A 24333-nucleotide genomic window follows, 5' to 3' on the forward strand; every position below is an offset into this window, starting at 1 on the left:
GAAGCGACCGAGTCGTCCGGCCTTTTTCACCCATGTTTTTGGCCGGGGGGTTCCCGCAGCGAGGCCGAAGGCCGAGCGAGGAAACCCCCCGGCGAAAAAGATGGTGTCGCAAGCCCTTTGCTTTCGAGGGCGGACTCCACAGTATGGACAGAAAGCGGGAGCTGACGAGCGTCGACCTCGCGGCGCTCGCCGGCGAGCTGTCGGCCTACGAGGGCGCGGGCGTCGGGAAGGTCTACCTCTACCCCGACCGCGACCTGTTGCGGTTCCGGATGCGCCACTACGACCGCGGCCGGACGGAACTGCTCGTCGAAGTCGGCGAGGACAAGCGGGTCAACGTGACCGACCCGGACCACGTGCCGGAGGCGCCCGAGCGGCCGCCCAACTTCGCGATGATGCTCAGGAATCGGATGCAGGGCGCGGAGTTGGTCGACGTGTCGCAGTTCCAGTTCGACCGCATCCTGGAGTTGACCTTCGAGCGCGACGAGGAGACGACGACAGTCGTCGCGGAGCTGTTCGGGGACGGCAACGTCGCCATCCTCGACGGCACCGGCGAGGTGATCGACTGTCTCGAAACTGTGCGCCTGAAGTCCCGGACCGTCGCCCCGGGGAGCCAGTACGAGTTCCCGAGCGCGCGGTTCAATCCGCTCGGCGTCGACTACGACGCCTTCGAGGCGCGGATGCGCGACTCGGACTCGGACCTCGTGCGGACGCTCGCCACCCAGCTCAACTTCGGCGGCCTCTACGGCGAGGAACTCTGCACGCTGGCAGGCGTCGACTACAACGTCCCGATCGAGGAGGCGACCGACGAGCAGCTACGGGCGCTGTACGACGCCGTCCGGCGGCTGGCCGACCGGCTGGCCGACAGCGACCTCGACCCGAGAGTCTACTACGAACTCGACGATCCCGACGCGGAGGACCCGACCGACGATGCCGGGGAGATCGAGGGTCGGCGGGTCGACGTGACCCCGATCCCGCTGGCGGAGTACGAGGACTACTACGGCGAGCCGTTCGACTCGTTCAACGAGGCGCTGGACGACTACTTCACGTTCGCCAGCGACGAGGACGAGGAGGGCGGCGAGGACGCGGGCGGCGGCCGCCAGCGGCCGGACTTCGAGTCGGAGATCGCCAAACACGAGCGGATCATCGAGCAACAGCAGGGAGCCATCGAGGATTTCGAGGCCCAGGCCGAGCGCGAGCGGGAGAACGCCGAGGCCCTGTACGCCAACTACGACCTCGTCGACGAGATCCTCTCGACGATCCAGGGAGCCCGCGCCGAGGACCGCTCGTGGGACGACATCGAGGAGCGCTTCGCCGAGGGGGCCGAGCGGGGCATCCCCGCGGCGGAGGCGGTCGTCTCGCTGGACGGCAGCGAGGGCACCGTCACGGTCGAGATCGACGGCGAGCGGGTCACGCTAACGGCGAGCGAGGGGGTCGAGAAGAACGCCGACCGGCTCTACCGCGAGGCAAAGCGCATCGAGGGCAAGAAGGAGGGCGCCGAGGAGGCCATCGAGCAGACCCGGAAGGAACTGGAGGAAGTGAGGCGACGCAAGGAGGAGTGGGAGGCCGCCGACGCCGGCGAGTCCGGCGCGGGCGGCGACGGGGACGGTGACGGCGGTGAGGACGGGGACGACGAAGACGAGGACGTGGACTGGCTCGCCGAGCCGTCGATCCCCGTCCGCCAGTCTGACCACTGGTACGAGGATTACCGGTGGTTCCACACCAGCGACGGCTTCCTCGTCATCGGCGGGCGCGACGCCGACGACAACGAGGACCTCGTCGCCAAGTACCTCGACCGCGGTGACCGCTTCTTCCACGCCCAGGCCCACGGCGGCCCCGCGACGATCCTCAAGGCCACCGGCCCCTCCGAGTCCTACGACGGGGACGTGGAGATCCCGGAGTCGAGCAAGCGCGAGGCCGCGCAGTTCGCGGTCTCCTATTCGTCGGTCTGGAAGGACGGGAAGTTCGCCGGCGACGTGTACGAAGTCGGTTCCGACCAGGTGTCGAAGACGCCCGAGAGCGGCGAGTTCCTGGAGAAGGGCGGGTTCGCCATCCGCGGCGACCGCACCTACTACGAGAGCACGGAGGTCGGCGTCGCCGTCGGGATCACCTGCGAACCGGAGACGCGCGTCATCGGCGGCCCGCCCGCGGCCATCGAGCCGAAGGCCGAGACGACCGTCGAGGTCGAGCCGGGCCAGTTCGCCCAGAACGACATCGCGATGCGGCTCTACCGCGAGTTCAAGGGCCGGTTCGCCGACGACGCGTTCGTCCGGAAGGTCGCCAGCGCCGACCGCATCCAGGAGTTCCTCCCGCCGGGCGGCAGCCGGATGGTCGACGAGTGACGCGCTGACGGCCGGCAGTTCCCGGCGAAACCGTCTTGCTCGTCGGACGGTAACACTCATCATGGACTCGGCGCTCGCCCGACTGCTCGCGGTCGCCGTCCTCGCCGTCCTGCCGGCGCTGTGTTTCGTCGGGCTCTTTCGGCTCATCGACCGGATGGCCCACGACGAACTCGTCGCCCGCGTCGAGCGCGGGGAGTTCGAGACGGAGTCACCACCGGGCGGGCCCGCATCGACGACGCTCGACCCCGCGAACGCCGTCGCGGCCGCCCGCGACCGCGAGACGGCGACCTGTCCGTCCTGCGGCGCCGAGAACCGCGACGGCGTCGACTACTGCCGCCAGTGCCTGTCCGAGCTTCAGTGAGAAGCGTTCCGAACCGCTACTCGTCGGGTTCGACGCCGACGGCGTCGTAGCCGGCCTCGCGGAGCGCCGCGACGAGTCCCGCCTGGTCCACGTCGGCCTCGTAGTAGAACACCACGTCGAAGGTGCCCTCGCGGAGCAACTGCTGGCACTCCCAGACGAACTCGTCGCCGTCCAGCGTCAGGCCCTGGTGCTGGTTGACGCCGAACTCGGCGTCGTCGTTGCCGGAGTAGACGTAGGTGTCGGTCGGCTCGATCCCGGAGTACTCGGCGATGTAGTTGCCGATCTCCAGGGTGGCCTCGTGGAGCGTCGGCTCCTGGTCGCCCGACAGGTCGGTGTGGACGATGACGCCGACGAGTTCGATCTCGCCGGGTTCGAGCAGTGCCTGGGCGCGCTGGTAGAGGTCGGAATCGACGGCGTCTGCGTCGCTCATTGTTCGCACCTGCGGGGCGCTGGCTCTTGTGTCCCACGGTATCGCCCCGGAGAATTCCGGCGAGCGCCGCCGCTCGCCGAAGATATTCGGACGGCGGCGGCGTCCCCGGCCGGACGTCACTCGTCGCGGACGGCGGCGCCGCTCGCCGGTGAGACGGACGTGCCGCGAATGCGGCAGGATCCGCAGTTACAGGCGTTCGAGGTTCGTCGCGCGCGGGCCTTTGTCGGCCTGCTCGATGTCGAACTCCACTTCCTGTCCCTCTTCGAGGTCGGGGCCGCCGACGTCCTCCATGTGGAAGAAGACGTCTTCGTCGGCGTCATCGGTGTCGATGAAGCCGTAGCCGCCCGTGTCGTTGAAGAAGTCGACCTTACCTTTCGCCATGATTACAGGCGCTCCAGGTTCTCGGCGCGCGGGCCTTTGTCTGCCTGAACGATGTCGAACTCGACTTCCTGCCCCTCCTCGAGGTCAGGACCGCCGACGTCCTCCATGTGGAAGAAGACGTCCTCTTCCGCATCGTCAGTGTCGATGAAACCGTAACCGCCAGTGTCGTTGAAGAAGTCAACCGTACCGGTCGCCATTGCAACTAGCCAGAGGTGATGCCCCTATTAAAACCTGGCGGGTCGGAGAGTGGTGTGTTACCACACGACACAGTAGACTACGACGACTGCGGTCACTCCGGAGCGGAGTCGAGCGCGTCGGCGACCCGCTCGACGGGGTGAGGGGGCGATTCGCCGCCCTCGCGGTCGCTCAGTTGCGACCGGCAGGATGCGCCGGGCGCGACGACTTCCTCCCCCTCGCTGTCCGCGACCTGGTCGTAGAGGATCGACCCGATCGCCTTGCTCATCGAGTAGTGTTCGGCCTCGTAGCCGAACGAACCGGCCATGCCGCAACAGCCCGAGTCGAGCGCGTCGACCTCGTAGCCCGCACGGCGGAGGACGCCGACCGCGTGGTGGTCCTTCTTGGTGGCCTTCTGGTGGCAGTGGCCGTGGTAGGTCAGCGACTCGGCCGGCGCGTCGAAGTCGATGTCCTCGTCGAGGCGGAAGCGGTCGAGGTACTCGCAGACGCCGTAGGCGTTGGCGGCGACCGTCTCGGCGGCCGCGCCGGCGAGCAGGTCCAGGTAGTCGTGCTGGAACATCACCGCGTCCGAGGGCTCGACGACGACGAGGTCCCAGTCGTCGGCGACCCGCGGGGCGAGTTCCTCGACGTTGCGCTCGGCGCGCTCGCGTGCGGTGTCGAGAAAGCCCTTCGAGTGGGCCGCGCGGCCGCTGGCGGCCACGTCGTCGGGCACGTCCACGTGGACGCCCGCCGCTTCGAGGACGCGCACGGCCGCCTTGCCGGCCTCGGGGTGGCTGTAGTTGGTGTAGGTGTCGGGGAAGACGAGCGCCTTCCGCTCGGCCTCGCGCTCGGGGACGCCCGCCTCGCGGCCGGCGAACCAGTCGACGAACGACTCCCGCTCGAAGGTCGGGAGGGTCCGCTCGCGCGCGATGCCGAGCAGGCGCTCGGTGACGACGCCGCTCCCGGGCAGTTTCTGGAGCCAGTTCGAGACGGGCGCCGTCGCGCTCCCCAGCGCGCTCAGCCGGTCGACGTTGGCGAAGACGCGTTCGCGCAGGCTCGTCCCGTGTTCCTCGTGGTGGGCGTGTTCGACCTCGGCTTTCAGCTTCGCCATGTCGACCTCGCTCGGGCAGTCCCGGGCACAGCCCTTGCAGCCGATACACAGGTCCATCACCTCGCTCACGAACTCGTCGTCCGTGGGGTCGTCGGGGAGGTCGCCGCTCATCGCCTGGCGGAGCATGTTCGCCCGGCCGCGGGTGGCGGTGACCTCCTCGTCGGCCGCGCGGTAGGTCGGGCACATCACGCCGCCGGTGGTGTCCTGGCCGCCGCGACAGCCGCCACAGCCGTGACAGAGTTCGACCATTCCGGCCATTCCGTTGTCGTTGTCCCAGTTCAGTTCCGGTTCGAACCCCGCGTCGAAGGCGTAGTCGGGGTCGAACCGGAGGTTCTCCGTCATGTCGACCGTGCGGGCGCGGTCGGGCGCCTCGCCAGCCTCCACGTCGGCCGCGTCGACCCCGACGACCTGGCCCGGGTTGAGCAGCCAGTCGGGGTCGAAGGTCGCCTTCAGGTCGCGGAACAGGTCCCACACGTCTTCGCCGTACAGTTTCCGGTTCCACTGCGTGCGGGCGCGGCCGTCGCCGTGTTCGCCGGAGACCGACCCGCCGTACTCGACGACGAGGTCGGTCACCTCGTCGGCGATAGACTCCATCGCCGCGACGCCGTCGACGGTCTTCGTGTTTATCAGCGGGCGGATGTGGAGACAGCCCGGCCCCGCGTGGGCGTAGAAACTCGCGTAGGTGTCGTGCTCGTCGAGGACGGCCTGGAAGTCCGCGACGAACCCCGGCAGGTTCTCCGGTGGGACGGCGGTGTCCTCGATGAAGCTCCCGTGTTTCGCGTCGGTCGTCCGCGAGAGCAGGATGGGGAGGCCGCTCTTGCGGAGCTTCCAGAACCGGGCGCGTTCGGCCTCCTCGTGGGCCTCGCGGGCCGCGAACGCCCGTATCGGCGCGTCGGTCACGTCGGCGGCGCCCTCGGCGGGATCGGCTTCCGTCGTCGCCGCGTCGACGACGTTCGCGCCCTGGGCGGTGCCCACCCGGTCGGCGATCAGGTCCGCGACCCGCTGGCGCCCCTCGTTGTCGCCGTCGGCGTAGAACTCGACGAGCAGGACCGAGCCGGTCCCCTCGGGGAGCACCGAGTCGACCAGGTCGCCGAACTCCTCGGTCTCGGCGGCCAGGTCCAGCAACACGTCGTCGAGCACCTCGACGGCGGCGGGGTCGTGTTCGAGGATCGGGTCCACGTCCTCCAGCGCGTCGAGCAGGGATTCGTAGGTGAGCAGCGCCAGCCCCTTCGTCTCGGGGACCGGCTCCAGCGAGACGGTCGCCTCCGTGACGATAGCGAGCGTCCCCTCGCTGCCCGCGAGCAGGCGGGCGACGTTGACGGTCGCCGGTTCGCCGTCTCCCGTCTCGCCCGCCGCAACGCCGTCGGTGTCGCTGCCGGCTTCGGCGTCAAGCGCCGCGCGGGCCTCGGCGACGAACGCGTCGAGGTTGTAGCCCGAGACATTGCGCTTGAGTTCGGGGAACGCCGCCTCGACGGCCTCGATCTCCTCGTCGACGACCCGGGCGAGTTCGGCGTAGATCCGGGCTTCGAGGTCCCCGTCGGGGTCCGCCCGCTCGCGGAGTTCGTCCAGGGTCACCTCGCCGAAGCGGGTGACCGTGCCGTCCGCGAGGACGACCTCGCAGGCCTCGACGTAGGCGTCGGTCTTGCCGTACTGCAGCGAGTGGGCGCCCGTGGAGTTGTTGCCGATGGCGCCGCCCAGCGCCGACTTGTCACCCCACGCGGGGTCGGGCGCGAACTTCAGGTCGTGGGCGGCGAGTTCGGCGTTCAGTTCACCGAGGATGGCGCCCGGTTCGGCGCGGGCCAGCCGCTCGTCGGGGTCGACCGAGAGGACGGCGTCCATGTGCCTGGTGAAGTCGAGGACGACCGCCTCGTTGACGGTCTGTCCGGCGAGGGAGGTGCCGCCCCCGCGGGGGAGCACCGGGATCGACCGCTCGGCGCAGTAGGAGACGACGGCGGCCACGTCGGCGGTCGACTCCGGGTAGACGACGCCGACGGGCGTCATCTCGTAGATGCTCGCGTCGGTCGCGTACAGCTCCCGCGAGTAGTCGTCGAACCGCACCTCCCCCGAGACCCGCTCGTCGAGATCCGCGACCAGTCCCGGCCGCGCCACCGCGTCGGCCGCGTAGTCGTAGTCCGCCCGCGGGTCGCCGGTGGGGTCGCCCTCCGGCCGGTCGCTCGTTCCCATGCCCGACGGCTACGCGGGTCGTCGGATTAAAGCCCGGCCATCGCTGGCGGAACGTATCTCGCCTGACAGGGATCACTCGACGGGCGCGGGCGGCTGAGCCGCCGCCCCGTCGCGATGTCGAAAAACGCTACTCGGGGGTCGAGTAGCCTATCCGATGACAGCACCACGGTGGTGGGCCAGTGGTGATGGTGGCTTGCAGTGGCTGGCAGTGGCTGGTTTGCGCGCGATGCTCGTCGGTTCGGTCCGGGCGTCACCCCGGTGGCTCGAACGTGCCCGGTCGGACGCTCTCGCGTTCGACCGTTGCACTTCCATATCTGCCATTCCCGTGCATAAACCTTGCCCACAAGGTGGGTTGTAGGACCTAATATCGATTATTCGTCCGGAAATTATCGTTACGATTGATCGAGCCTGATCTATCGACGGTTGGGCGACCGATGTGTCGGAGAACCGGCGATGTCACGCCGCGAGCGGCCGGCTGCGGCCGAGACTCGGGAAAACAGGGGCACCGGACCGCGACGGCGGTCAGAACTCCTGCCAGTCGGTGGGCTGGCCGGCGAGGCCGAGGACGCGGGCCTCGCGGCGACCCTCCTCCTCGCGGATCTCGATCATGCCGTCGAAGGCCTGCTTGATGACCTGGAGCGTCTGGTCGTCGTGGGCCGAGGAGTCGATGGTAAAGAGGCCGAGGTAGCCGGCGGAGTCGAACCGCGAGGAGAGGACGTGGCAGAACTTGAAGACGGTCTTGCGGTCGGTGTAGGTGAGCATCGTCGACAGCGACGTGAGCGCGAAGCGGCCGCTCTCGGCGCCGTTGTTGTGGAGGTACTCCAGGCACTCGGTGATCCCGATGCCGATGCCGGTCAGGTCGCCGGGCGAGGAGACGTGGTAGACGTAGCTGCCGGCGGCGGTGGCCTCGCCGCGGCGGCTGCCGTCGCCGCGGCAGTCGACGACGCTGACGGTCGACTCGTCGGCCTCGGGCGCCCGTTCGAGGAAGTCCTCGAGGACGTTCTCGGCGCGGTCACCGGTCGTGACGACCAGCGAGCCCTGGCCCCGCTCGGCGCCGTCGGCCAGCACCGACATCGCCAGGTCCTCCTTGCCGCTCATGGCGGGGCCGGAGACGAGGATGTTCGACCCCGGGCGGACCGACTCCAGCGCCTCGAAGTCGAGCACGTCGGTCAGGTCGTACATCGTCCCGGAATCACTACTCCTCGACATCGCTGAGTCCCCGCAGCGTCGCGATGAAGTCCTCGTCGTCGTCGATACCACCGAGGGTGTCCGACAGATCCGCCTCCAGCTCGTCGACCCGCTCCCGCAGTTCGAGGTACTCCTCGTTGTCGGCGAGCTCGGCGCTGCTCTTGGTCGCTTCCAGCGTCGCCTGCTTCTCCACCAGCGAGTAGTACTCCTGCAGCAGGTCGTCGTAGGTCGACCGTTCCAGCAGGTTCTCGACGGTCTCGTGGAGCTGCTGGCTCCGGATCGGCTTGCAGAGATACGCGTCGAAGCCCATCTCGAGGATGTCGAAGTCCGGTTCGACCGCCGTCACCATGGCCACCCGACAGTCCAGCCCGCGCTCGCGGATCCGCTCTAACACCTCGTCGCCGGAGAGTCCGGGCATCATCCGGTCGAGGAGGACCACGTCGACCTCGTCGTCGAGTTCGGCCAGCCCCTCGTCGCCGCTCCCGGCCATCCTGACGTCGTAGTCGTCGGCGAGCCAGAGATTGTACGTCTCGGCGACGTCGGGCTCGTCTTCGACGATGAGTACGACTGGCGTTTCCGATCCTGTCATTCTGCTCTCTACGCCGTCGTTGTCGTTCATCACACATAGCCCTGTGGGTCCGAGTCTCGCGCCCGATAGCAACAGGCGACGGGATTTTCGCCGTCTCGTGGACCGCTGTGAGTGGTCCCGGACTCGACCGCTCGCGGCGGCCGTGAACCGACACGCTCACCGCCCCCGCACGACTACCGGCGCCCGTGATCGAAAACGTCGCCCGGGGTCAACAGGTCTTCACCAGCAACGCCTTCCTCGTCACCGGGGAACGCACCGTCCTCGTCGACGCCGGTAGCGAGTTCGACGCCGTCGGCGAGGTGCGGGATCGCGACGCCGCCCTCGACGCGGTCGTCCTCACCCATACCCACCCCGACCACGTCGGCAACACCGCCGCCCTCACCGAGGCGTTCGACTGCGACGTGTGGGGGTTCGACCCCGACCATGAGCTCGTCGACCACGCCCTCGCGGACGGCGATACCGTCCGGCTGGGCGACCACAGCTACGAGGCGCTGCACACCCCTGGCCACAAGGACGACCACCTCTGTCTCTACGCCGCCGGCCCGGAGGTCCTGTTCGCCGGCGATCTGGTGTTCGCAAACGGGAGCTTCGGTCGGACGGACCTCCCCGAGGGGGACCGCGAGGTCCTGATCGACAGCATCGAGTATCTCCGCGACACCGTCTCGTCGGAACTCTCCGAGATGCACACCGGCCACGGCCCCAGCGTCACCGACGACCCCTACGACCACATCGAGACCGCGCTCCGCGCCGCGAAGTTCTGAGACGGGAAGTCCTCGACACGTTCGCGGTCAGCGGCCGCCAGTCCAGATACGTGTGGTTGCGGTGCGGTCGGCGTGCGCTGGCGCGGCCTCCGTGCCGCGCCGGCACCGCGCGAGGGATGAGTAACGCAGGAGCTTGCGACGAGTAACGCAATCGGTTGGGGAGGTATGTGGCCGTCTGCGGTGCTGTGCGGGGCGGTCGCGGTCCCTGGTGTCCGCGCGAACGTGTGAGTGCGGGCTCGGGAGAGCTTGCTCTCCCGGCGGACTGAACGGGCGAGGCGGGCTCGCGCTTGCTTGGTCGCCTGAGCGGGCCACTATCCGCGCGGGCGGTGCGGAGAGCGCGGATATCCCGCTCAGCGACCGCGAGCGCGGCGAGGGCTTTCACCGCTACTGTTTCCCGCGGTCGATCCTCCAGATAGCGAGCGGGCCGAGGGCTTTCAGCGCTCACCGTCGACTGCGGTCGCGTTCACTCGACATCCTTCCACGACTCCGTCAACAGAACCGCTCGGTCCACACCGAGAACGATCCGTAGCCACTCACGTTCTCACAACCGGGCGGCACACTCCAGCAGCGCCCGGCGGCCGTCCGAGACCAGGGGCGTACCGTGGCCCATCGCGGCGACCTCGAACGGCGGGACCCGCTCGCTGAGGTCGCGGATGCTCTCGGTCAGCGCCCGCATATCGTAGGAGTCGAGCCAGAACGGCGGGGTGAGCCGACCGTCGTCCTCCCAGAGGAGGTCCCCCAGGAAGGCGACCCCGGAGTCGTGGACGAAGACGGTGTGGCCGGGGTTGTGACCGGGCGTGTGGTAGGCGGTGAACCGGCCGATCTGCTCGCCGTCCTCGACGCCGCGGATGTCCATGTGGGCGGGTAGCGGGTAGATCCGGCGGGCGATGCGGTGAAAGAGGCCCTTGTGGTGGAGCAGTTTCGGGTCGCTCTCGCCGCTGCCGAGCGCGAGGTCGTCGGCGCCGATGTACACCGGCCCGTCGAACGCGCCGTCGAGCGCCCGCAGTCCGCCGGTGTGGTCGATGTCGTAGTGGGTGAGGAACACGCGGTCGACGTCGCCGACCTCGTAGCCGATCTCGCCCAGCTCCGACCCGAGCGAGGGGCGGTTCCAGGGGAGGCCGGGGTCGATGAGGGTGACCGTCCCGTCGTCGACGAGGTAGCCGTTGGTCGCGAACGGCGGCACCAGCCCGATGTCGAGCAACCAGACCCCGTCCGCGAGTTCCGTTGGCATCTGTGTCCGTGGTTGGCGATCGAGCGGGAAAACGGTACTGGCCGCGCCCGGTTTCGGGACCTGTCGGGCGGTCGCGGACCGAGAGTCAAATCCCGGTTTGGGTTTGCACAAGACATTCATATCGCATCCGCGACTCTCCGATATGAGACGCCGGACTGTCCTCGCTCTCGCGCTCGTCGCCCTCCTCGCGGGACTGAGCGGGTGCTCGGCGGCGGGGTCACTCTCGCTTTCCCCCGTCGACGACCGCGCGCTCGCCGAGGAGGCGAGCCGTCCTGTCCCCGCCGACGCGCCGCCGGACGCCGACGAGAGCGTGGTGCGACGAGCGATCGAGAACGGGACCGCCACGGCGGTCGGCGACCACCCGCCGGTCGACGAGCAACTGCCCTTCCGCCACGACGGGCGGTTCTACGCGCTCGACTACGCCGAGAACGGGACCGCGCCGGGCTACGACGTCGGGATCCGGATCGACTTCAACGCCTCGTCGGTCGACGGGGTGGTCGTCGACTACGACGAGTTGCCGGCCGTCGACAGGGAGACCCTGGAGTTCGTGCTCTCCCAGAGGCCGCCGGACGAAGACGCCCTCGAACCGGGCTACGACTTCGGCGTCGGCGCCATCTACACCGAGGGCGACGCCGAATCGTCGGTACTGGCCCCGACACAGGAGTACGACGCGGTCAGATACGAGGGCGAGGTCTATCCCCTCGACGTGCAGGCCGAACGAGAGGAGCTGACCGTCTACCGCTACGAGGCGAGGCTGGTCGCGGAGAGCCACGAGGCCTACGCCGACTCGCTCCGCGAACGCCACGAGTTCGAACTCTCCGACCTCTCCGACGCCGAGCGGACGGTCGTCGAGGACGCGCTGAACGGCACCAACTACATCGAGGACAGCGACAACGAGGCGTTCGATTCGCTGGTCGACCGGTTCCGCGCACACGAACCCGTCGAGGAGACCGACTACGGCGGGTCCTACGTCGTCCGCTACGACGGGGGGCTCTACTGGGCCGAGATCGACTACGGGAGCTACGTCACCGACGACGACGGCCCCACGCGACCTGAGGAGACGCCCCCGCCGGAACCGTGACCGGCGACGCGGTCGCGCGATCCTCTGGGGAAAACGGCTGAGCGCTCGCCGTGCGCTCGTTCCGGCCGTTCACAGCCGCTTCGAGACGTACGGGCCGTCCTGGCGGTATCCGAGCTTCTCGCGGTAGTACTGTCGGACGCCGATCCCCGAGAGGACGGCCAGTTTGCCGTAGCCCGCGTCGGCGGCCAGCCGCTCGGCCTCGCGGAGGAGTCGCCTGCCGTACCCCTGATGCTGGTGGCTCCCGTCGCCGTCGCCCGCCGACTTGCCGACGCCGACTTCGCTCCCGTAGACGTGGAGTTCGCGGACCACGGCGGCGCCCTGCAACTCGCGCCGGACGGGGTCGTTCGGGAACCGCAGCCGGCAGAACCCGACCAGGATCCCCTTCTCGCGGTCCTCGAAGCTGATGAAGTGCTCGCGGCCGCCCGCGACCTCGTAGACATCGGTGTCGAGCGTGACCTCCTCGGGGTCCTCGTCGTGGTGGCCGACTTCCCGACAGCGGATGCAGTCGCAGGACCAGCCGTGTTCGTCCATGCGCTGGCGGGCGAGCTGGCGGAGGTTGGACTTCCAGACGCCGCCCTCGATGAAGTCGGCGGGGATGTCCCGCTGGACGCGCTGGAGGCGCGTGTACTCGGGGATCATCGACTTGATCTCCGCGACGAGTTCGGCAGCTTCCTCGTTGTCCAGCGGCTCGAACTCGTCCCGCTGGTACCAGTCGTAGGTGACCGTCCCCTCGACGACGAGGGTCGGGTAGATCTTCAGGAAGTCCGGCCGCCAGTCGGTGTTCTCGAAGATCCGCCGGAAGTCCTCCAGGCACATCTCCTTGCTCATCCCGGGCTGGCCGGGCATCATGTGGAAGCCGACCTTGAACCCCGAGTCCCGCAGCCGGCGGTTGGCGTCGATGGAGGCCTGGACGCCGTGGCCGCGGTGCATCTCGCGGTTGATCCGCTCGAAGGTGGTCTGGACGCCGACCTCGACCTTCGTCGCGCCCAGGTCGAGCATCCGGTCGATCTGCTCGGGGTCGCACCAGTCGGGCTTGGTTTCGAACGTCGTCGCGACGTTGCGCACGTCCGCCGTCTCGTTCTCGGCGATCACGTCTTCGAGGTAGCTGAACTCGTACTCCTCGGGGTCCTGCGCGAAACTCTCCTCTTCTGAGGGGTTCGGGTCGCTCTCGGGGTCGTACTCGTTCATCGCCTCCAGAGCGCGCTTGACGAACCACTCCTGGTAGTCGTGGCTCCGGGCGGTCATCGTCCCGCCCATCAGGATCAGCTCGACCTTGTCGACGGGGTGGCCGATCTGCCGGAGCTGTTCGAGCCGCAGGCGCACCTGCCCGTAGGGATCGTAGTCGTTCTGCACCCCGCGGGCCGCCGCGGGCTCGTGGCCCGTGTAGCTCTGCGCGCTGGAGAACTCGGAGTCCGGGCCCCCGGGACAGTAGAGGCACTTCCCGTGGGGACACCGATGGGGTGAGGTCATGATCGCCACCGGGGAGACGCCCGAGGCGGTCCGGACGGGCTTGCGCTGGAGGACCTCCTCCAGTTCCTCGCGGCGGTCGTCGGGGCCGAAGTCGATCAGGTCGGAGTTGCGCGGCACCTTCGGCGAGGAGTATTTCCCGCAGACCTCCTTTTTCGCCTGCTCCACCTCGTCCTTCTCGATCTCGCCCGCGAGGATCCGGTCGACGAGTTCCCGACAGGCCTGCAGGAAGGCCTCGGGCTCGTCGGGATCGGAGTCGGTCGCGTCCGGCGTCTCGGTGCTCATCGCGTTGTCAGGGATCGTCGCCTGGCGCGAATAAGCGTGTCGCTCGCCCTCGCGACCCGTCTCGGTCCGTGCGCTGGGCGTGCACACCGCCGGTACCTTCTTGCCTGGCGAGTCCTCGCGTCCGACCATGACCGCCACAGCCGACGCTGGCGAGTCCGACGACGGGCCGACCAGGCCGAAGTTCCGCGGCTGCGTCTTCTGTTACTCGGCCGAGTGGACCTACTACGGGGCTAAGAAAGCGGTTCGTGCGGTCCGCGACTGACTCGCGACCACTCCCCGAGCGCGGACGGGGTCCCACCGACCCCCACTGGTCGGACGTGTGACGCCCCGAATATCTAATACAGTTCGAGTACAATTCTCGTACATGCCCGTCGACTTCGAGACGCACGACCCGGGGGACCCGCGCGTCGACCTGTCCGAGGGCACCAACGCGAGGCAGTTGCTGGAGTTCCTGCTGGAGACGCCGACCGTGGGGTACACGCCGGCGGAACTGGCGGAGGAGACCGGTGTCCCCCGCGGGAGTGTCGGCCCGACGCTGAACCGGCTCGAAGCCGCCGGCCTCGTCCGTCACAAGGAACCCTACTGGGCGATCGCGGAGGACGACCGGATCGCATCGGCCGCCGCCTCCTTCCTCGGGATCGAAGCGGCCGCCGACGCGTACGGCGACGACTGGTACGCGCAGAACGACGGGTGGGACGAGGAGTTACCCGACCTGAGCGACGAGGAGCGGGACTGAATGGCGTACTCGCAGGGGGCAGTCGTCGTCGCCGCGGACCCGTTCGGTGACAGCCCGAAACGCCCGTACCTGGTCCTCTCGAACGATACCGTTCCCTTCCACGGCCAGGAGTACGTCGCGGCGGTCGTCACGACGACGGCCCGGGACGAGGCCGTCGAACTCACCGACGACAGGTTCGAGCGGGGACGGCTGCCACGCACCTCCTACGTCTCCCCGTGGTCGGTCGTGACGCTGAAGGACTGGATGGTCGACAAACAACCCGCGGAAGCGACCGACGCGGCAGTCGACGAGGTTCGCCGAGAGCTGAACGCGTACCTCCGGACCGGATAGGTCGAAGGTCGCCGTCGACGCGGCCGAACCTGTTCGGGCCAGCGGCCTTTCCCCGCGGCGCCGTCGATCCAGACGATATGCCAGCGACGGACTTCGACGCCGAACGGGAGTACGACGACGACCAGTTCTCCGCGCAGGGGCTCTTCAAGAGCGACCACCTGAAGGCGGTCTGTGGCTACTTCGAGCCCGGCCAGTTCATTCCGGTCCACGCCCCCGACAGCGACGTGGTCGTCCACGTCCGCGAGGGCACGGGCGTCGTCCGCGAGGGCGACACCGACCACGAGGTCGCCCCCGGCGACGTGGTGGCCGTCCCCGCGGGCGTCGACCGCGGCGTGAAGGCCGACGAGGGCGGTCGGCTAGAGGCGTTGCTCGTGACCGCGCCGCCGCCGACCGACGCCGAACACGAGCCCGTCCGCGAGGGGCTACGCCGCGGGGTGTTCGACCCGCGCGAGTGAGCGCGGGCGGCTAGAAGGCTGTGGACCACCGCCGGCGGGTCGGCCGAGTCTGTGGCCGTCAGTCGCCACCGTCTGCCGTCGGCTCCGACGCCGTCCCGACCGAACAGGCCATCGACGTGGTGAACGTCCCGTACCCGACCGGTTCCGAGTCGGGGACCCGGACGGTCGTCCGCGAGTCGTTGCAGTCGACGTAGCTCGCCGCGATGTCGAACCCGTACCACGTCCCGCCCTTCACGTGGACGGCCACCTCGTAGTCGACCCGCTCGGTCAGCTCGAACAGCAGGTACGCACCGGGTTCCAGCTGGGGCGTCGGCGAAATGTCGATGTCGGCTGCCGGCGCCGACACCTCGACGGTCACCGGGCGCACCGGGCCGTCCCGATAGACGACGAGTTCGTGCGCCTCCGCGCCGCTCGGCGGCCCGTCACCGAGGCGGTACGTCTCGTCCGGTGATTCCGCCTCGGGGTCCGACTGGGGAGCCTCCTGTTCCGCCGGTTCGACGGTCCGTGTCGGGGACGTTCGCTCGGCGTCCGTTCCGTCGTCCGTCGGTCCGCCGGTTCCAGGCCCGGGCCGACCGAGACAGCCCACCGACCCGAGCGCCAGGGCGGCCACGAAGGCGCGTCGTCGCATACCCGTCGAGTCGTTCCCCACCGGAAAACGGCTTCCGTTGGCTCAACTCGACCTTTGACCGAGCCGCGCTACTCGTCCCAGTAGTCGACCTCCGCGTCAAGGTCCACGGTCTTCGAGACGTAGCGGTCGTCGTAGTTGCCGGGCGCGCCGCCGGCGAACAGCATCGCCGCGTCGCGCTCGACGAGTACGGATAGATCGGGCTCGTTCATCGTCGAGACCACGAGGAAGCGTGCGGTCCCGTCGCCCCGGGCTTCGACCTCGTGGGCGTGGTCCGGCCCGCTCGGCAGGGCGGCGTAGTCGCCCGGTTCGAGGCGGTGTTCGGTCTCTTCGGCGTCATCGCCGTCACCGTCTCCGCTCTCGCCGCTTCCGAGAAACAGCGTCAGTTTCCCGGCGAGCACGTAGACCGCTTCCTCGTTGCCGGCGTGGTAGTGGCGCGGCCACGTGCGATTGCCGGGTTCGAGTTCGTAGAGGCTCGTTCCCAGGTCGTCGCCGCCGGCCGCGATTCCGAGTTGTTTCCGTCGAAACTGCCGCTCGCCGTGGTCGTACTCGTCCCAGTCCAGATCCGATTCGGAGACGACGGTCGCGTCGTCACTGTCGTCGCCGGTCGCCTGGCCGTCGCTCATGGGTAAGCGAACGGCGAGGTGGGGCAAAAAGGTCCGTCGTCAGGCCACTTCGTCAGCGACCACGTCGATGACGGTGTCGAGCACCGCGGAGCGCTCGCCGGCGATGTACTCCAGCTTGCCGGCGCGGGCCGAGGTGGCCGTGAGGCCGGCGTTGGGCACCCACTCGCGGGCGCGGTCGGCCACGTCGCGCACGTCGATGGCGCGGTCGCTGCGGATGTGGAGTTCGTCGTCGGAGACGCCGATGACCGCGCTCACGTCGTCGCGGTGGCGACGGTGCAGTTCGTCCAGCAGGAGCGCGGTCGGCGGGAACTCGTAGCGGTGGGTGAACGCGTCGGTGTCGAGCACCGCGATGTCGGTCCCCTCGACGGTCTGGGTGTCGAGGTTGGCCTCCGCGGTCTCGATCTCCGCGTCGAGCTTCTCGCGGAACTGCTCGCTGACGTGCCCCGCGAGTCCGCCGGGCCCGTCGCCCTCGCCGAACAGCAGGTCGGTGATGAGTTCGCGCTTGTCCTCGTAGGACTGGTAGTACGCCTCCAGCGCGACGGCCTCGCGGACCTCGCGGACGGCCGCCTCGTCGTAGCCCGCCTCGTCGGCGGCCTCGGCGTACGCCTCGGGCGTGTCCTCCCAGTAGCTCACCGCCGGGAGGTGCTGCAGGTCCGCGCGCACGTCGTCGTTGACGTGGGCGGCGACGTTGGCGGAAAGCGTCGCGGCGGTCGTCTCCCGCGCCTCGGTCCCGTCGGGCGCGACGGCGGCGTCGACCGCCTCGTCGACCTCGGGGTCGACCGCCACGTCGTCGACCAGCGCGCGGCCGGCGCCGTAGAGGTCGAGCAGCTCGAAGCCGTCCAGCGACTCGCTGGTGGCGCCGGCGGCGACGAAGACGAACAGCGGGAGCTTCTCGTCGTGGCGCTCGCGGGCCTCCAGCATCCGCGTCGCGTCCTTCGTCGCGTCGTCCATGTCGTAGACGCCCTCCTCCAGCGGTCGGCGGTCGAAGTAGTGGTAGACCGCGTCGTGCTGGTCGTGCTGGTCGCGGACCAGCGGGAGCGTCGCCCGCTCCAGCGCGACGCCGGCGACGTAGCCGTCGGCGGTCGCCGCGTGGCGGACGACGACGGGCCGCTCCTCGAGGACCGCCCGGCGGACCGCGGTCGCGACCTCGCGCACGTCCTCGCTCAGCGCCTCGACGGTCTCGTCGGCGACGAGCGGGTCGACCGCGTCGGGCTCGGCCTGCTCGGTCAGCGCGTCGGCGAGCCGGTCCTCGACGGTCTCGCGCTCGTCGCCCTCGAGTTTCACCAGCGCCTCGGTCTCGACCTGGAGCTCGCCGCGCCGCTCGCGGACCTCGCCGTCCAGGCGGACCACGTCGTCGGCCCCGATCTCGGGGTAGGCGCGGACGCCCGCCTCCTTGAACGCGGCGCACTCGACGCTGTCGGTCTCGTCGCGGACCTCGAAGACCGTCGGGCCGCTGGTCTGACGCGCGCTCTCGACGACGCCCTCCAGTCGGACCGTCTCGCCGACCCGGTCGGCGAGCGTCCCGACGGCGACGTGCGTCGGCTCCGCATCCGGTTCCGAATCCGGCTCTTCCTCGGCGACCGCGGCCGCGCCACCGCCGCTGGCGGCCGCAGCACCGCCGTCGCCGGATCCGGCCCCGGCGTCGCTCTCGGTCGCCGTCGCCGGCGTCTCGGTCGCGGCCGCGTCGGCGGTCGTCGGCGCGTCGTCGGTAGCGTCGCTCTCGCCGGTACCGTCGCTCTCGTCGCCGCGGGTCGTCACGTCCGAGTCCCCGGACTCGGCTTCGGTCGCGTCCGAGTCGTCCGAGTCGGATTCCTCGCTCGCGTCGGGTGCGTCGGCAGCCGAACCGTCGTCGGCTGCCGCGTCCTCATTTCCCGACTCGTCCTCTTCGAGATACGGTGCGCCTTGCTCGGGGTCGTCGACGAGGGTGCCGCGGAACTCCTCCTCGGCCTGGCGGATCGACCAGCCGAGGTCCACGTTCCCGTTGTCACGCACCTGCTTGACCTGCACGAAGACGGTGTCGCCGGAGTCCCACTCGAGGCTCTCGAGCCGCTGGTCGAGCTCGCTCCGGTGGAGCAGTCCGGTGACGCTGTCGCCGATGTCGACGAACACGCCGAACTCGGCGTACCCGTCCACGGTTCCGCGGTAGTAGCGGTCGACCGTCAGCTGGTCGGGCTGGTTGCCGCGGAACTCGAAGACGACGTCTTCCTCGTGGAGGTCGCAGATGCGACCGTCGACAGACTTCCCGCAGATGATACACGAACCCATTGGCAGGTAGAAATGCCCCGGGCCTAAAACGGTTGTCGAAACGCGTCCGTCACCGCGCCGGCCCCCTCCCCGCCCGCGTTCGCCACGGAGACCGCCGCTATCGACCGCGACGGGCCGATCCCGTCGCCCCTGTCACTCGAAGACCGGACTGTCGTCTTCGAGCACCTCGATCCCGCGGGCGAGTTCCGCGGCCGCCTCCGGGAACAGCGCCACCTCGACCTCGTTGCCCTCGGCGTCCTCGAAGGCCAGTTTGACGCGCTTGTCCCCGAACTCCCGCACGTCGACGCCCTCCACGTCGTACAGTTTCGCCGTCGCAGACGTGTTCGATGGGCCGACGTGTTTGACCGCGCCGTCCTTGAGTTCGAACGCGAACTCCTCGAAGTCGAGCGTGAGCATACCGGCGATCCGACCGGCGCGCGCATAAACGACCGTGGTCGGCTCGGGACGAGACGGCGACGGCGCGGGTTCCAGTCCCGGCTCAGCCGAGGGTCGCGGCCACGTCGGCCCACGTCAGCCCGGTCAGCTCCGACAGCGCGGCGAACCCGCGGAAGCCGTAGCCGAAGGCCAGCGCCGCCGGGACGGCCGTCAGGACGGCGGCCTTCGGCAGGGACACGTCGTGTACGTCGCTGACGCCGACGGCGAGCAGGACGGCGGCGTACGCGGTCGCGGCCACGCGAACGCCCGGGTAGGGGAACCCGGCGAAGGCACAGGGCGCCGTAGCGTAGGCGATGACCTGCACCGTCTCGCTGACGCCCGCGCGGTCGGGGGCCGTCGAGATGAGGATCAGCGTCTGGAGCGCCGCCGTCAGGTGCAGCGCCGCGGGCGCGACGAGCACGACCGCAAGCGCCAGGAAGAGGACCGTCGAGAGGAACGGCTGTCCGCTCAACACCGGATAGGCGGCCGCGCCGGTCGCGACGCGCGTCAGTTCCTCGACGAGGACGACCGCGCCGGCGAACACCAGTCCCGGCGCCTGGTCGCCCGGGGCCACGCCCGACTGGAAGAGGCGGCGCGGCCTGACCAGCACCTCCGCCCACGCGCGTGCGAGCGCGGCCGGCCCCCTGTCGCGCCCGCCCGTCGGGTTCTCGACCCACTGTGTCACGGCGGGGGGTAGGGCGCGGGCCCCAATCACGCTTTCTCATCCGCTTCGGAAGACAACGCTCCGCGCCGCCGTATCCACGTGTCCAGTACAGGACGGCTATGGAACAATCCACACGGCGCGCGCTGTCGCGGCCTCCGTGCCGCGACGTAGCCGCGCGAGGGATGAGCGAGCGAAGCGAGTGAATCGGCTGGGGAGGGTCGTGGCCGTCTGCGGTGCTGTGCGGGGCGGTCGCGGTCCCTGGCGGACTGAAAGGGCGAGGCGCGCTCGCGTTCATGCAGTCGTCTGAGTCGGCACTATCCGCGCGAGTGCCGTGCGGTGCGGTTGTTCGACGCGCGGATATCCGACTCAGCGACCGCGAGCGTGCCGAGGGCTTTCACCGCCCGCTGTCTCTTCCGGTCACTCTCGTTCGACCTCGTTTCGCGACATTAGAAACAGAAACAACCGCTCAACTCACAACCCGAACTGAACGCCCTCGGTCCGAGTCCGGCAACTGATAAACCGCTGGCCGTCGAAGAGCGACCAATCGCGATGTCTCGCACGACAATTCCGGACCTCTACGAGAAGTACGAGGACGGGACGCCCCTGACGATGCTGACGGCCTACGACGCACCCATCGCCCGGCAGGTCGACGCCGCGGGCGTCGACATGATCCTCGTCGGCGACAGCGCCGGGGACAACCACCTCGGCTACGACGACACGCTTCCGGTCACCCTGGAGGAGGCCCTGTCGAACACCGCCGCGGTCGTCCGGGGCACGGACGAAGCGTTCGTCGTCGCCGACCTGCCCTTCCTCACCTACGGCACGTCCATGGAAGAGTCGGTGGAAAACGCCGGCCGCTTCCTCAAGGAAGCGGGCGCCGACGCCGTCAAGCTGGAGACCGCGCCCCACGGCGAGACGACGATCGAGATCGTCGACCGGCTGACCGAACTCGGGGTCCCGGTCCAGGGCCACGTCGGCCTCACGCCCCAGCGCAAACACCAGATCGGGGGCGCCTACGTCCAGGGTCGGGACACCGACACGTCCTCACCGGGGGAGGCGCTGGTCGAGACCGCCGAGCGACTCGAAGACGCCGGCGCGTTCTCGATCGTCCTCGAAACGGTGAGCGAGGGCGTGGCCCGGGAGGTCACCGAGGCCGTCGACGTGCCGACCATCGGGATCGGCTCGGGCCGCCACGTGGACGGGCAGGTGCTCGTCGTCTCCGACGTGCTCGGGCTGGGCGGCGAACAGTACAGCCTCGCCAAGCAGTACGCCGACCTCGACTCGGAGATCCGCCGCGCCGTCGAACAGTACGTCGACGAGGTCGAGACCGGAGAGTTCCCGACGCGGGACAACGCCTTCGACCCCGTCGACGAGGACTGAGGCCGCGGTTCTCCGGCTTCCGCGGTCGTGTCACGACCGAAAACTGTTTGGTTCTGCGTCATGATGGTCGATGGCATGGTGCTCGACCGCTCGCTGGACTGCCCCCAGTGCGGCGCGGAGTTCGAACAGCGCGAGGAACACGACGTGACGATCGACTACTGTCCGGACTGCGGCGGCGTCTGGCTCGACCCCGGAGAGCTGGAAGAACTCACGGGATCGAAACATCACAAACACCACAAACACGGCCACAGCCACTCCGACCACGACATCGACGTGGACCTGGACGACGAGGAGGAGTACGAGGAAGAGGAGGAGGAGGGGCTGCTCGGTGCGGTGACCTCGGCGCTCGGCGGCGGCGAGGACGAGGAGTGGGAGGACGAAGAGGGATGGGAAGAGGAAGAAGAGGAATGGGGCGGCGAGGAAGAGTTCGGTGGCGAGGAGGAGTTCGGCGGCGAAGAGGAGATCTGACCGGCGACCCGCGACCCGGACGACATCCGGAACTGCGCGGCCGTCAGCGGCCGGTGAACTCGACTGCCCGCTCGGCCGTGTCTATCGCGACGCGCCCGCCCATCGGCATCGGAACCGTCGGGTTCGTGTGGCCGAAGTCGAGGTCGAAGACCAGCGGCGCCGCTGGGTTGTACTCGCGGACCCACTCGCGGACGGTCGCACGCTGGTCCGCGCGGTACTGCTCGCGCTCGTCGTCGGTCCTGTCGTCCTCGCGGCTGCGGGTTTGCGGGCGGCCGACGAGGACGGCGTCGAACCGCTCCAGCAGGCCGCGCTCGCCGAAGCACGTCAGGATCCGCCGCACCTCGTCGGCGCTCGGGAGTTCCTCGGAGGTCTCCAGCGCGAGGACGGCCCCGTCGAGCGCCGCGGGCTCGGGGACCCCACGGTCTGCGGCCAGCAGCCACTGGAGGACGGTGAGACAGCCGCCCCAGAGCCGGCCCGTGACCGCGTCCCCGGCCCGCTCGTCGGGTACGTCCCACCGCCAGCCGTCGCTGTCCTCGTACTCCGGCTCGGTCTCGGGAAACTCCTCGCTGCCCCACTCGACCACGTCGTCGGTCCACTCCTCTGCCGGTTCCAGTTCGCCCGGCGACTCGTCGAACAGCGCGCGGCGGAGGTACCGCTCGGTGTACTCGGGGAAGTGCCCGGGTGTCGCCACCTGGTTGAGCAACTGCCCGCCGTAGTAGGAGACGACCCCCTGGGTCCAGAGGTAGCTGGCGAGGCAGGTGTTGTCGCTCATGCCGAAGAACCGCGTCGGGTTCGCGCGCAGGACCTCGGGGTCGAGGTGTTTCAGCACTCGGACCTGGTCGTCGCCGCCGATGGTGGCGAAGACCGCCGAGATGTCGGGGTCGCGGAACGCCTCGTGTACGTCCGCGGCGCGCATCTCGGGGTGTTCGCGGAGTTCGTCCGGGTCGGCTTCGGCGGTCTCGTAGACCATCGGATCGAGGTCGAAGCGGTCGCGCAGGCGTTCGAGCGCCAGGTCCAGCACGTCCGGGAACACCGTCGCCGCGCCGCCGGAGGGCGCGACCACCGCGACCCGGTCGCCCGCTTGTGCCGGCGGCGGCGTGACGAACTCGTCGGGAGCGTCGCTACTCATACCCGACTTCTCAGGCGCGACGCGAAAACCGTTTGCGCCGCTGTGGGAAACAGTAGCACGGCCTACCGACCGCGACCGCGCCGATCGCGACCGGCGAACCAGGGGCGATGCCACCACTCCCAGAGCCGCTTCGTGAGGCGGGTCACCGGGAACGGGCCGTGGCCGAGCATCGTCGTCGCGAAGCCGACCGCGAGCGTGCCGAGGAAGACGGCGACGCCGGCGCCGGCGGACAGGACCCACGGGTTCGCGGCGTCGACCCACGGGTCCGCCGAGATAAAGAGGACGGTGAGCGCAACGACGACGGAGGGGACGAGCGCGTCGACGACACTGAGGAAGGCAACGCCGACGGCGCGGAGGACCTGCATGGGGACTCGGCTCGGGGACGGTCAGTCGTCGGCGGAGGCGGCGTCGGGGTCGGCGCCCGCGGCGCGAGCCACATCGTCCTCGATGCTGGGCGGGTACTTGCCGCGGTCGAGGACCAGATCCGACTGCGGGCGGGCCATGCAGGTCAGCGCGTAGCTCTCGGCTTCCTCCTCGGTGAGCCCGCGGGCGGCCGGCTGGGTGACTTCGCCCTCCTCGATCTTCGCCGAGCAGGCGAGACACATCCCGACCCGGCAGGAGTACTCCTGGGCGATGCCCTCCTCGATGCACCGGCTCAGGACGGTCTCCTTGTCGGAGACCGTAATCGTCTCGCCGGTCCCCGCGAACTCCACGGTGTACTCGGTCATGGCGTGCGTTTCGACACTCTGCGCCTTTACTCTTTATGCCGGACCTCGGGGCTCCGAGGATGCTCAGTACGGCGTGCGTAATTACCGCCACCACACATCCTGAATTGGACTCGTCGGAGTCTGAAGACGACGTTACCCGAGGATGTACCGCATCCATGGGTACCGCTCAACGAGCGGTTGTCCGGAGATCTCGTACTGTTCGAGATAGGCGTCGAGTCCAAGAATACGGCCGGCCCCGAATGCGGCGACCGAGAGGAATACGAGCATATACGCAAAGTCACCGTTGATGTAGCCGTGGGAGATATCCCAGTTTCCAAGGTAGAACATCAGCATCATAAATGCGCCCCAGAACGCAGCGAGGCGCGTCAATGCACCGAACAGGAGACCCAATCCTATGAGTACCTCTCCCCATGGAACAGCCACGTTCACGAAATCAACGAACCATGGAGTATTGCCCATCGTAACGAACAGATCGGCGACGGGACTCCCGTTGGCTGGCGGCGCATTCTGTAGGTATCCCGATGCGCTGAAGCTTCCGGACAACACTTTGTCGAAGCCACTCTGGAAGAACGCCAGCCCCATCATCAGACGCAACGCCAAAATGAACCAAACACTCAGCGTATGGAGTCGCCCTTCCGCTGTGAATCCCGCGACTGTACTCCTGAGTTGTACCTCTTGTGAAGACATTACACGGGAAAGACACAGACATATCATAAAGGCGCTTGGCAATTTCAGCATGAAATTGGGAGACTGCGCGCTTTGAATGCGTAGCCTGAATAGATCGATCAGTGAATCGTCTGTACTGAGCATCCGCGCGCCGAAGGCGCGCGGTTCATCGCGGCGAGTGAGCGAAGCGAACGAGCCGCGCCTTTTCACCCCTGTTTTGGTTCGGGGGCGGGGGGGGGGGGGGGGGGGGGGGGGGGGGGGCGGG

Annotated in this window: 27 protein-coding genes; 10 read left to right on the forward strand and 17 right to left on the reverse strand. The window is 68.9% G+C overall.

Annotated features, from left to right (window positions below; all coding sequences use genetic code 11):
• The first annotated feature begins 143 nt into the window (after positions 1 to 143).
• Positions 144 to 2339: a ribosome rescue protein RqcH gene (rqcH, locus tag ACMGFI_RS00130; RefSeq protein WP_436906527.1), complete on the forward strand. Its 2196-nt coding sequence runs from the start codon at positions 144 to 146 to the stop codon at positions 2337 to 2339.
• 61 nt (positions 2340 to 2400) lie between these two features.
• Complete coding sequence (locus tag ACMGFI_RS00135) at positions 2401 to 2700, forward strand: DUF7577 domain-containing protein (RefSeq protein WP_436906528.1); 300 nt, start codon at positions 2401 to 2403, stop codon at positions 2698 to 2700.
• A 16-nt stretch (positions 2701 to 2716) separates the two neighbouring features.
• Here the strand turns inward: ACMGFI_RS00135 and ACMGFI_RS00140 are convergent, their stop codons facing one another.
• From ACMGFI_RS00140 to ACMGFI_RS00165, 6 genes are all read right to left on the reverse strand, one after another.
• Complete coding sequence (locus tag ACMGFI_RS00140; RefSeq protein WP_436906529.1) at positions 2717 to 3130, reverse strand: DUF5778 family protein; 414 nt, start codon at positions 3128 to 3130, stop codon at positions 2717 to 2719.
• A 186-nt stretch (positions 3131 to 3316) separates the two neighbouring features.
• Positions 3317 to 3511, reverse strand: a complete 195-nt coding sequence (locus ACMGFI_RS00145; RefSeq protein ID WP_123537499.1) for a cold-shock protein — start codon at positions 3509 to 3511, stop codon at positions 3317 to 3319.
• A gap of 2 nt (positions 3512 to 3513) precedes the next feature.
• The gene (locus ACMGFI_RS00150) at positions 3514 to 3708 is read right to left on the reverse strand and encodes a cold-shock protein (protein WP_135362705.1); all 195 of its coding nucleotides are present in this window, start codon (positions 3706 to 3708) and stop codon (positions 3514 to 3516) included.
• A 92-nt stretch (positions 3709 to 3800) separates the two neighbouring features.
• The gene (locus ACMGFI_RS00155) at positions 3801 to 6980 is read right to left on the reverse strand and encodes an FAD-binding and (Fe-S)-binding domain-containing protein (RefSeq protein ID WP_436906530.1); all 3180 of its coding nucleotides are present in this window, start codon (positions 6978 to 6980) and stop codon (positions 3801 to 3803) included.
• 522 nt (positions 6981 to 7502) lie between these two features.
• On the reverse strand, positions 7503 to 8162 hold the full coding sequence (locus ACMGFI_RS00160; RefSeq protein ID WP_436906555.1) for an RAD55 family ATPase: 660 nt from the start codon (positions 8160 to 8162) through the stop codon (positions 7503 to 7505).
• Between the two features lie 13 nt (positions 8163 to 8175).
• On the reverse strand, positions 8176 to 8757 hold the full coding sequence (locus tag ACMGFI_RS00165; RefSeq protein ID WP_436906531.1) for a HalX domain-containing protein: 582 nt from the start codon (positions 8755 to 8757) through the stop codon (positions 8176 to 8178).
• Positions 8758 to 8942: 185 nt separating this feature from the next.
• Here ACMGFI_RS00165 and ACMGFI_RS00170 point away from each other — a divergent pair, with 185 nt between their 5' ends.
• Positions 8943 to 9518: an MBL fold metallo-hydrolase gene (locus ACMGFI_RS00170; protein WP_436906532.1), complete on the forward strand. Its 576-nt coding sequence runs from the start codon at positions 8943 to 8945 to the stop codon at positions 9516 to 9518.
• Positions 9519 to 10059: 541 nt separating this feature from the next.
• Here ACMGFI_RS00170 and ACMGFI_RS00175 read toward each other — a convergent pair.
• Entirely contained in the window at positions 10060 to 10749 is a 690-nt protein-coding gene (locus tag ACMGFI_RS00175) for an MBL fold metallo-hydrolase (protein WP_436906533.1), read from the reverse strand.
• A gap of 142 nt (positions 10750 to 10891) precedes the next feature.
• Here ACMGFI_RS00175 and ACMGFI_RS00180 point away from each other — a divergent pair, with 142 nt between their 5' ends.
• Positions 10892 to 11830, forward strand: coding sequence for a hypothetical protein (locus ACMGFI_RS00180; RefSeq protein ID WP_436906534.1), 939 nt, complete (start codon positions 10892 to 10894; stop codon positions 11828 to 11830).
• A 69-nt stretch (positions 11831 to 11899) separates the two neighbouring features.
• Here ACMGFI_RS00180 and ACMGFI_RS00185 read toward each other — a convergent pair whose 3' ends face one another.
• Entirely contained in the window at positions 11900 to 13582 is a 1683-nt protein-coding gene (locus tag ACMGFI_RS00185; RefSeq protein ID WP_436906535.1) for a tRNA uridine(34) 5-carboxymethylaminomethyl modification radical SAM/GNAT enzyme Elp3, read from the reverse strand.
• A 127-nt stretch (positions 13583 to 13709) separates the two neighbouring features.
• On the opposite strand from ACMGFI_RS00185, the gene ACMGFI_RS00190 reads away from it, so the two are divergent.
• The 4 genes from ACMGFI_RS00190 to ACMGFI_RS00205 all read left to right on the forward strand — a co-directional run bounded on the left by ACMGFI_RS00190 (position 13710) and on the right by ACMGFI_RS00205 (position 15103).
• On the forward strand, positions 13710 to 13844 hold the full coding sequence (locus ACMGFI_RS00190) for a hypothetical protein (RefSeq protein ID WP_436906536.1): 135 nt from the start codon (positions 13710 to 13712) through the stop codon (positions 13842 to 13844).
• Between the two features lie 102 nt (positions 13845 to 13946).
• Entirely contained in the window at positions 13947 to 14318 is a 372-nt protein-coding gene (locus ACMGFI_RS00195; RefSeq protein ID WP_436906537.1) for a winged helix-turn-helix domain-containing protein, read from the forward strand.
• Positions 14319 to 14648, forward strand: coding sequence for a type II toxin-antitoxin system PemK/MazF family toxin (locus ACMGFI_RS00200; RefSeq protein WP_436906538.1), 330 nt, complete (start codon positions 14319 to 14321; stop codon positions 14646 to 14648). It abuts the gene before it with no gap.
• Between the two features lie 77 nt (positions 14649 to 14725).
• Positions 14726 to 15103 (forward strand): cupin domain-containing protein, encoded by a 378-nt coding sequence (locus tag ACMGFI_RS00205; RefSeq protein WP_436906539.1) that lies wholly within the window; start codon positions 14726 to 14728, stop codon positions 15101 to 15103.
• Positions 15104 to 15161: 58 nt separating this feature from the next.
• Here ACMGFI_RS00205 and ACMGFI_RS00210 read toward each other — a convergent pair whose 3' ends face one another.
• The 5 genes from ACMGFI_RS00210 to ACMGFI_RS00230 all read right to left on the reverse strand — a co-directional run bounded on the left by ACMGFI_RS00210 (position 15162) and on the right by ACMGFI_RS00230 (position 19718).
• A complete protein-coding gene (locus tag ACMGFI_RS00210; RefSeq protein WP_436906540.1) occupies positions 15162 to 15731 on the reverse strand; it encodes a hypothetical protein in 570 nt (189 codons plus the stop codon).
• A gap of 68 nt (positions 15732 to 15799) precedes the next feature.
• Complete coding sequence (locus ACMGFI_RS00215; protein WP_436906542.1) at positions 15800 to 16354, reverse strand: cupin domain-containing protein; 555 nt, start codon at positions 16352 to 16354, stop codon at positions 15800 to 15802.
• A 39-nt stretch (positions 16355 to 16393) separates the two neighbouring features.
• Entirely contained in the window at positions 16394 to 18619 is a 2226-nt protein-coding gene (locus tag ACMGFI_RS00220; RefSeq protein ID WP_436906544.1) for a DHH family phosphoesterase, read from the reverse strand.
• 132 nt (positions 18620 to 18751) lie between these two features.
• Positions 18752 to 19015 (reverse strand): hypothetical protein, encoded by a 264-nt coding sequence (locus tag ACMGFI_RS00225; RefSeq protein ID WP_436906545.1) that lies wholly within the window; start codon positions 19013 to 19015, stop codon positions 18752 to 18754.
• An 82-nt stretch (positions 19016 to 19097) separates the two neighbouring features.
• Positions 19098 to 19718: a YIP1 family protein gene (locus ACMGFI_RS00230; protein WP_436906547.1), complete on the reverse strand. Its 621-nt coding sequence runs from the start codon at positions 19716 to 19718 to the stop codon at positions 19098 to 19100.
• Between the two features lie 528 nt (positions 19719 to 20246).
• On the opposite strand from ACMGFI_RS00230, the gene panB reads away from it, so the two are divergent.
• Both panB and ACMGFI_RS00240 read left to right on the forward strand, forming a co-directional pair.
• Complete coding sequence (panB, locus tag ACMGFI_RS00235; protein ID WP_436906548.1) at positions 20247 to 21077, forward strand: 3-methyl-2-oxobutanoate hydroxymethyltransferase; 831 nt, start codon at positions 20247 to 20249, stop codon at positions 21075 to 21077.
• A 75-nt stretch (positions 21078 to 21152) separates the two neighbouring features.
• On the forward strand, positions 21153 to 21545 hold the full coding sequence (locus ACMGFI_RS00240; RefSeq protein WP_436906549.1) for a TFIIB-type zinc ribbon-containing protein: 393 nt from the start codon (positions 21153 to 21155) through the stop codon (positions 21543 to 21545).
• Between the two features lie 43 nt (positions 21546 to 21588).
• Here ACMGFI_RS00240 and ACMGFI_RS00245 read toward each other — a convergent pair whose 3' ends face one another.
• The 4 genes from ACMGFI_RS00245 to ACMGFI_RS00260 form a co-directional block, all read right to left on the reverse strand.
• A complete protein-coding gene (locus tag ACMGFI_RS00245; RefSeq protein ID WP_436906550.1) occupies positions 21589 to 22674 on the reverse strand; it encodes a S66 peptidase family protein in 1086 nt (361 codons plus the stop codon).
• A gap of 62 nt (positions 22675 to 22736) precedes the next feature.
• Positions 22737 to 23039: a hypothetical protein gene (locus tag ACMGFI_RS00250; protein ID WP_436906551.1), complete on the reverse strand. Its 303-nt coding sequence runs from the start codon at positions 23037 to 23039 to the stop codon at positions 22737 to 22739.
• A 21-nt stretch (positions 23040 to 23060) separates the two neighbouring features.
• Positions 23061 to 23402, reverse strand: coding sequence for a 2Fe-2S iron-sulfur cluster-binding protein (locus ACMGFI_RS00255; RefSeq protein WP_436906552.1), 342 nt, complete (start codon positions 23400 to 23402; stop codon positions 23061 to 23063).
• A gap of 132 nt (positions 23403 to 23534) precedes the next feature.
• Positions 23535 to 24089, reverse strand: coding sequence for a DoxX family protein (locus ACMGFI_RS00260; RefSeq protein WP_436906553.1), 555 nt, complete (start codon positions 24087 to 24089; stop codon positions 23535 to 23537).
• Positions 24090 to 24333: the final 244 nt, after the last annotated feature.

Source organism: Halosimplex marinum (genome assembly GCF_051414075.1).
Taxonomy (GTDB): Archaea; Halobacteriota; Halobacteria; order Halobacteriales; family Haloarculaceae; genus Halosimplex; species Halosimplex marinum.